The organism is Nitrospirota bacterium, assembly GCA_016212215.1.
Taxonomy (GTDB): domain Bacteria; phylum Nitrospirota; class 9FT-COMBO-42-15; order HDB-SIOI813; family HDB-SIOI813; genus JACRGV01.
Genome location: JACRGV010000080.1, coordinates 40,700 through 47,132 on the forward strand (window position 1 = coordinate 40,700; position 6,433 = coordinate 47,132).

The 6,433-nt window shown below is 42.9% G+C and carries 9 protein-coding genes; 4 read left to right on the top strand and 5 right to left on the bottom strand.

Going from position 1 to position 6,433, the window contains the following annotated elements; translation table 11 throughout:
• Positions 1-55: 55 nt before the first annotated feature.
• Positions 56-619 carry a YbhB/YbcL family Raf kinase inhibitor-like protein gene (locus HZA08_07260; protein ID MBI5193221.1) on the bottom strand — a complete coding sequence of 188 codons (564 nt, stop codon included), beginning with the start codon at positions 617-619 and terminating at the stop codon, positions 56-58.
• A gap of 8 nt (positions 620-627) precedes the next feature.
• Here HZA08_07260 and HZA08_07265 point away from each other — a divergent pair, with 8 nt between their 5' ends.
• On the top strand, positions 628-795 hold the full coding sequence (locus HZA08_07265) for a hypothetical protein (GenBank protein ID MBI5193222.1): 168 nt from the start codon (positions 628-630) through the stop codon (positions 793-795).
• A gap of 44 nt (positions 796-839) precedes the next feature.
• Here the strand turns inward: HZA08_07265 and HZA08_07270 are convergent, their stop codons facing one another.
• The 3 genes from HZA08_07270 to HZA08_07280 form a co-directional block, all read right to left on the bottom strand.
• Entirely contained in the window at positions 840-2,078 is a 1,239-nt protein-coding gene (locus HZA08_07270; GenBank protein ID MBI5193223.1) for a U32 family peptidase, read from the bottom strand.
• A gap of 212 nt (positions 2,079-2,290) precedes the next feature.
• On the bottom strand, positions 2,291-3,763 hold the full coding sequence (locus HZA08_07275; protein MBI5193224.1) for a sodium:solute symporter: 1,473 nt from the start codon (positions 3,761-3,763) through the stop codon (positions 2,291-2,293).
• 69 nt (positions 3,764-3,832) lie between these two features.
• A complete protein-coding gene (locus HZA08_07280; GenBank protein ID MBI5193225.1) occupies positions 3,833-4,213 on the bottom strand; it encodes a clan AA aspartic protease in 381 nt (126 codons plus the stop codon).
• Between the two features lie 467 nt (positions 4,214-4,680).
• Between HZA08_07280 and HZA08_07285 the strand changes: the two genes are divergently transcribed.
• The 3 genes from HZA08_07285 to HZA08_07295 all read left to right on the top strand — a co-directional run bounded on the left by HZA08_07285 (position 4,681) and on the right by HZA08_07295 (position 5,990).
• Positions 4,681-5,058 carry a hypothetical protein gene (locus HZA08_07285; GenBank protein MBI5193226.1) on the top strand — a complete coding sequence of 126 codons (378 nt, stop codon included), beginning with the start codon at positions 4,681-4,683 and terminating at the stop codon, positions 5,056-5,058.
• 328 nt (positions 5,059-5,386) lie between these two features.
• Complete coding sequence (locus HZA08_07290) at positions 5,387-5,662, top strand: hypothetical protein (protein MBI5193227.1); 276 nt, start codon at positions 5,387-5,389, stop codon at positions 5,660-5,662.
• The gene (locus HZA08_07295) at positions 5,649-5,990 is read left to right on the top strand and encodes a hypothetical protein (protein MBI5193228.1); all 342 of its coding nucleotides are present in this window, start codon (positions 5,649-5,651) and stop codon (positions 5,988-5,990) included. The genes HZA08_07290 and HZA08_07295 overlap by 14 nt, the downstream gene beginning before the upstream one ends.
• Before the next feature lie 52 nt (positions 5,991-6,042).
• On the opposite strand, the gene HZA08_07300 is transcribed toward HZA08_07295, so the two are convergent.
• Positions 6,043-6,219, bottom strand: a complete 177-nt coding sequence (locus HZA08_07300) for a hypothetical protein (protein ID MBI5193229.1) — start codon at positions 6,217-6,219, stop codon at positions 6,043-6,045.
• Positions 6,220-6,433: the final 214 nt, after the last annotated feature.

Below are 6,433 nucleotides of genomic sequence, written 5' to 3' on the forward strand. Positions count from 1 at the left end.
TCTTGCTTCTTACTTCTTACTTCTTGCTTCTTACTTCTTACTTCTTGCTTCTAACTTATCTCCCATACTTCCCCATAATAACCGCTTTTCCCAGAACATGTCCTTTCATCCTTCCCTCGACATCTTCTTTCGATGCCTTTGGCCCGATTCCAAGGTTTGGGATATCGAGGGCGTATAGTGTAAAGAAATACCTGTGGACCGGTCCTTTAGGAGGGCAAGGCCCGCCGTAACCGGCACGTCTGAAGCTTGTGATCCCCTGTTTTGCGCCATTCGAAAGTGCCGGTTCTTTTGAGAGTCCTTCTAATAACTCCTTTGCCTCAGCAGGGATGTCATATAATATCCAGTGATTGAATGTCCCAACCGGTGCATCCGGGTCATCCATAATCAGCGTAAAACTTCCGATACCTTCAGGTACTCCATCCCATGTAAGCCCGGGCGATTTGTCGGCCCCATCACATGTATAAGGTTTGGGTATCGTGCCTCCCTCTTTGAAAGCATCACTCTTCAACGTGAAAATCATTTGCCCCCCTCCTTTCTGTGCCGGTAAACCGGAATTTGTAAATATGGCGAGTACACCAAGAGTCACACATAATAATAAGATAATATAACGTTTATTCATAAAAATCCTTGCCAAAAAATACCCGCCCGATTCTCTATTATAATCCTATAAAATATGATTATGCAACCGCTGTTGCCTGGGTACAGCAATTCTCTGTGAATCATATCTCCATTGCTAATACGGGACAAGAATGTCCCGCCTATCGCGATAGGCGGGGTTTTCTAACCCCGCTGTAAGAGCATTTGCCCGATATTTCACCGAGAATTGCTGACATAGGTATTCATTCAGTGCTCCTGCCCTTCTCTCTGCGAATAATGTCATTGGGGCTTACGTAAGAAGGGACTGACATACGGATAATCTCCGTATTTTTACCGATTAATTTAGGGACTCCATTTTCATCTAACATCTCGCTAACCATAGCACGGCCGTCATCAATGCCTCTGCTGAGAAATTCTATTGAATCACCTACTGAAACCTTACTTTTCAGCAGGATTGTCGCATAACCATTGTGAATCTCTTTTACGATTCCCACAATGTCGTGGCTCATGCGATATGAGGATTTATCAATGTTATAGTCCGCTGCATCGGGTTCGCTGAAATACATCCCATTAGTGTAGCCACGGCTGCTGACCATGGCGAGCTCCCTTGCCCAGCGGGCGCGGTGTAATTCAAATCCGACCCTGTTGCTGAAACAGTCATCAATGGCCTCACGGTATGCCTTGACTACGCCGCCTACGTAATTGATCCCTTTCATGCGGCCCTCGATCTTGAAACTGTCAATGCCTGCCTCTACCAATTCAGGCACATGGTCAATGGTGCACAGGTCGCGGGAACTCATAACATAAGTCCCCCTGTCGTCCTCCATAATAGGGAAATACTCACCGGGCCGCTTTTCCTCTACAAGATAATAATTCCAGCGGCATGAGTTGGTACACTCTCCACTATTCGCACTACGGTCTGCCATGAAACTGCTCAGGTAACACCTACCGGAATAGGATATACATAAAGAGCCATGCACAAAGGCCTCCAGCTCCAGCGATACCTTTTCCCTTATCTCCCGCACCTCTTTCAGGGAAAGCTCCCTTGCAAGTACAATGCCTGATGCCCCCAAATCCTGCCAGAAACGGGCACTCATATAATTTGTAATGTTTGCCTGAGTGCTGATGTGAAAAGGGATGCCGGGTGCATTTTCTTTAATGATTGATACAAGGCCGTGGTCCGACACCACGACAGCATCGGGTTTGATTTCTCCCAGAAGCCCGATATGCCCGCGAAGGGCCTGTATGTCATTGTTATGAGGAAATATATTGGCAGTGACATAAACCTTAACCCCGCGTTCACGGCAGTAGGCAACGGCGTCTTGGATGCCGGCAGCGTCGAAGTTTCCGGTCATAGCACGAAGGCTGAAACGGCCGTCACCCAGATAAACAGCATCAGCGCCATAGTGCACAGCAGTCTTCAGCTTTTCAAAATTGCCGGCAGGGGCAAGAAGTTCCGGTTTCTTAGTTGTTATATTCATAATGTGGGCAAAGTATCATAACAGCGGGACTTTCTTGTCCCGCTGATTTTCATGGCCCTTTGTGAACCCTGGTTCATGTGGGTTCATCCGAAAATAAAACCCATCCCCACCCTACCCCTCCCCTTGAAGGGGAGGGAATAAACGTAGCCCCCTCTCCCTCAGGGAGAGGGTTAGGGTGAGGGTGGGGTTCTCATTGCCCTATGAACTCCTGCTCATGTGTGTCTCTTTTTGCCTGCACTGCAAAAGGAGCTTACGACGAGGCCGACAACGAGGATAAGTATCGTTCCTATGACTATAATTAGCAGGTCGTGGAAGGGGCTGTGAAGCCAGGCCGGTAGACCGTTCCACTTAGGCGAAAAGGTCATCCAAAGTATCGAAAGGATGCCGATAGCTGTACCTGCTTTGGCGCCGGTATTGTTTGCCCTGCGTGAAATCAAACCGAGGAGGAACAATCCCACCATGCCGCCGCTGAATATGCCTGCGTATTTCCACCATACATCAAGGGCATTCTTTACGCTGATCATTGCCAGTGCAGCGATGATACTGAGTATGCCGAATGAGAGAGTAGAAAGCCTTAGTACCCAGAGTGATTCACGTTCGCTTTTTGATTTCCTAAAATATCGTTCGTAAATATCACAATGAAAAAGTGTTGCGCTACAGTTGAGGTTGGAGTCCATTGCTGCAGCACAAATTGCCGCCAGCACCAGGCCTGTGAGTCCTACCGGCAACTGTGTCATAATGAAATGCGGGAACACGGCATCCGGTTTTATTCCGGCAGGGAGAATATCGTGTTGAGTCTTATAAAAGGCGAAGAGGGCAGTACCTATGAAAAAAAACATTGCCCCTATCGGTATGTATAGAAGCGCCCCCATCCAGACGCTTTGCCTTGCTGCCCGGTCGGATTTGGCTGTGATATAGCGCTGCACGTAGGCCTGGTCAATACCGAAGTTTTGCAGATTAGTGATAAACCCATAAGCCAGAACAACCCAGAATGTTGACTCAGATATACTGGACGTCAGGTTGTAACTTCCCAGACTAAACTTGTTGTATCCGGCGGCAATATTGAAAATCTGAGACGGCCCTTGCGGCATATTAACAAGGAGAACCCCTATGCAAACCAATGGTCCTATTACGAGTATGAGACTTTGCAATGTCCCTGTCCATATTACACCCTCTGTACCGCCAAGCATCGGATATATAATAACAAGACCGCCTATGACAATTATAAGGGTCTTTAAATCCCAGCCTAATACAGGCTGAATAGCAAGTGAGAGAAGATATAGAATCGTTCCAAGCCTCGTAAGCTGGATGAGCAGGAAACAGATGACTGCATAAGTTCGTGCCCAGCCTCCGAAGCGGGTCTCAAGGTGATGATATGCGGAGATTGCATCTGATTTACGATAGAAAGGCACAAAGTATCTAACCGACAACCATGCCGCAATCGGCAGCGACAAGGCAAAGACAAAGGGATTCCAGTTGTCTGAATAAGATTTTCCGGGGTTTGCAAGGAAGCTGATACTGCTGACATAAGAACCGAAAATGGACAAACCCACTGCCCAGCCCGGAAGCGACCGCCCCGCTGACATGAAATGCTCACTCGACTTGTTACGCCGTACAAACCAGCATCCGAATATGACAATCCCCACATTATAAATAAGAAGTATAGCAATATCTATTCGATGCAATAATGAATATCCTTATGACAATAATTTTGCCGGGCTTAGAGTTAGATTGAAGTCGTTATTGCATTGAATTCATTTTACTAATGCATGTGGAAAATTTGGACTATCCGGATTAACTATTAATTTTCTATGGCATGGAGATACAATTAAATCCATATCCTCCATCGGAACAGCACCGAGAAGAACTTCATCACCTGAAACTAATGCCCCAACAAAACAATTTCTGTTTTCAAAAAGTACTTCAATTGGACCGACATAAGGAACCATTTGTTTTCTACCATCTGCAGTTGTTACCTCACGCCGGCTGTTAGTCTCTAACTTGAGTTGAAGTGCAATATGATCCGGTATACATAAAGTCAATGCTCCGGTATCAACCATTGCTGTAACTGTAATTATTTTGAGTTTCGGTAACCGGGGATTTTTCAACTTTATCTCCGCATGAACGTATCCCATAAATTATCTCCTATTAAAAATGGGGACTAATACCATTTATTACCGAGATGTTAGCCTTCATTAATGCTAAATAACCTGCCTCTCCCCAATTATCAACATGACTGAAAAATCAGAACACAAATTTTTGATAATTATCCTTATTAATTAATTCAACCTTTCGTTTCTAAGATTTCTGCTGAAAGGATTAAGCCGGAATATAATAAACGCCTGCTCTAACTTGTCCGGCACCGTAAATAACAACAATTTTCCCTTTAAATAAGGAATTTTCTACACTCTTTTGGATAGTTCGATTAATAATCATAACTTTGGATGAATCAACTAACCTAAATTACTATTATTTTGGTGAATAGTCAATGCTCAGATGTGATAATATGAAAATGTTTAGAGCAGTATTGAAATTTTGATTTGCCTGCTTTAAAACAGTACCTCGCCAAGTATCTCGTCTTGTAAACCTTGCTAAAGTATAGTTGTCTTTTATCTATAGCAGCTCGCATCGGGGAAAAGAGAGAAAAGAAAACAGGGGTAATCAGGGTATCGGGATACAAGAGACAAAAGGTACCGGCAGGGCAAGCTCAACATGGGCCCGCGTGATCCATCGCATCGTTAAAATAAATCGGGAAGTCAACCCGCTCCAATGTATTAAATGTGGTGGTAACATGCGGGCTATTGCGTTTATTACAGACTACCAGACTACAAAAAGCATACTAAAGCATATTGAGGAGGAGACCATCAGACCTCCTCCTTTAAGGGTGCAAATCCCAACAGCCAATATCCCTGACACCGTCTTTTGGGATTCCACCCCCTCTGCGGAGTCTTACTCACACGATACCGGGTATGCCAATTGAAAAATCCTCAAAAGTACTGCCCGACCGGTGTGCCCAAAAACAGAGTGTTCACCCCCGTTCCCGGTGGAAAAATCGACTAGGCAGTTCAAAATATGGAAATTTCACACATGCCCACCGCTGACAACCATTGAAAGACACCGAAAACCCTAAAAATCTCCTTGACGACTTAGATTTTGTAGAGTAGCATGAGGCTCAGTTTTTTGATTTTCCTATATAATATAAGATGCACAAGCCATTGTTAAATGGAAACTGGAGAAGGAAAAACAAGAATTTAATGCTATATACTTAGCAGGAAATCATAAAGAATCATAACAGGAGGTGATTTTAAATGAAATTGCTTGATTTAATCCCTGAAAATGAAATCAAGGAGGCGGTATTAAGTGAATATGAGAGAAGGCTTGTCTTATACAAACTTACTGATGAACGGTTAAAGAAGAAATATGTCATGAGTTTTAAAGAATTTGAAGAAAGAGAGATGGTGAAGGAAAAAGGCTTTTCATGGGAAGTAGAGAAGGATGCAATGGATTGGGAACATGCAGTTGACGGCATCAGGTATTTGCAGGAAAAAATAAATAAAATTAAAGAATCTGATGATGGAAATTAAAGATATAATCAAGAATCTGCAGGATGTTGCTATCAGGTATGGGTTAAAGATTTTATATTTAGATTTTACTGATACTACGTTGATTTCAAGAATTGGATTTTCTCATGAAGTTTTTATACAGATTTATTCAAATACCAAAAAAGAAAAGTTAAATATGGCTCTCGTTATTGAGGAAGAGAGAATTTATGGAATAGATAAGGAAGGTGGTTTTTATCATGAACATCCCTTTGAAAATCCAGTCCTTCATATTGATATAAAGGAGATAAAAATTGAAGACTTTATAGAGAAGTGTCTTGAGCATCTTAAAAAGATGGGACTATTAGGGTAAATAAAATTTTAATATGCCCCCCGTCCTGTCGGGCAATATATGGTCTTAAGCTTTAGCCGATAGCGCCTGACTTTGGGATCATGAGTATTTTGCCTATTTTTAATATCAGCCATCTTGGTGTAAATCTTAGTGAAAACACCAGTAATTTGTTATAGAGTCCGGCAACTACAACATTTTTCCCTTTAATTAAAGCCCTATATCCTATCTTTGCAACTTCATCGGGACTCATAACCATAGAGCTAAACGAGTCAATCCCTTTTTTAGTTGAAATTCAGTTGACCTGTTTATTTGATATATATATATGAGGCTCTTGCAAAAGTCTCCGTGACATCTGGTAAAACCGGCACAAAATTGGATTTTGCAATTTAAAAATCATCTATCGTACAAATTAGATCGTTAAATTACACTTTTTAAGCAATCCAAGCATTTTCAGGGCGTACTTC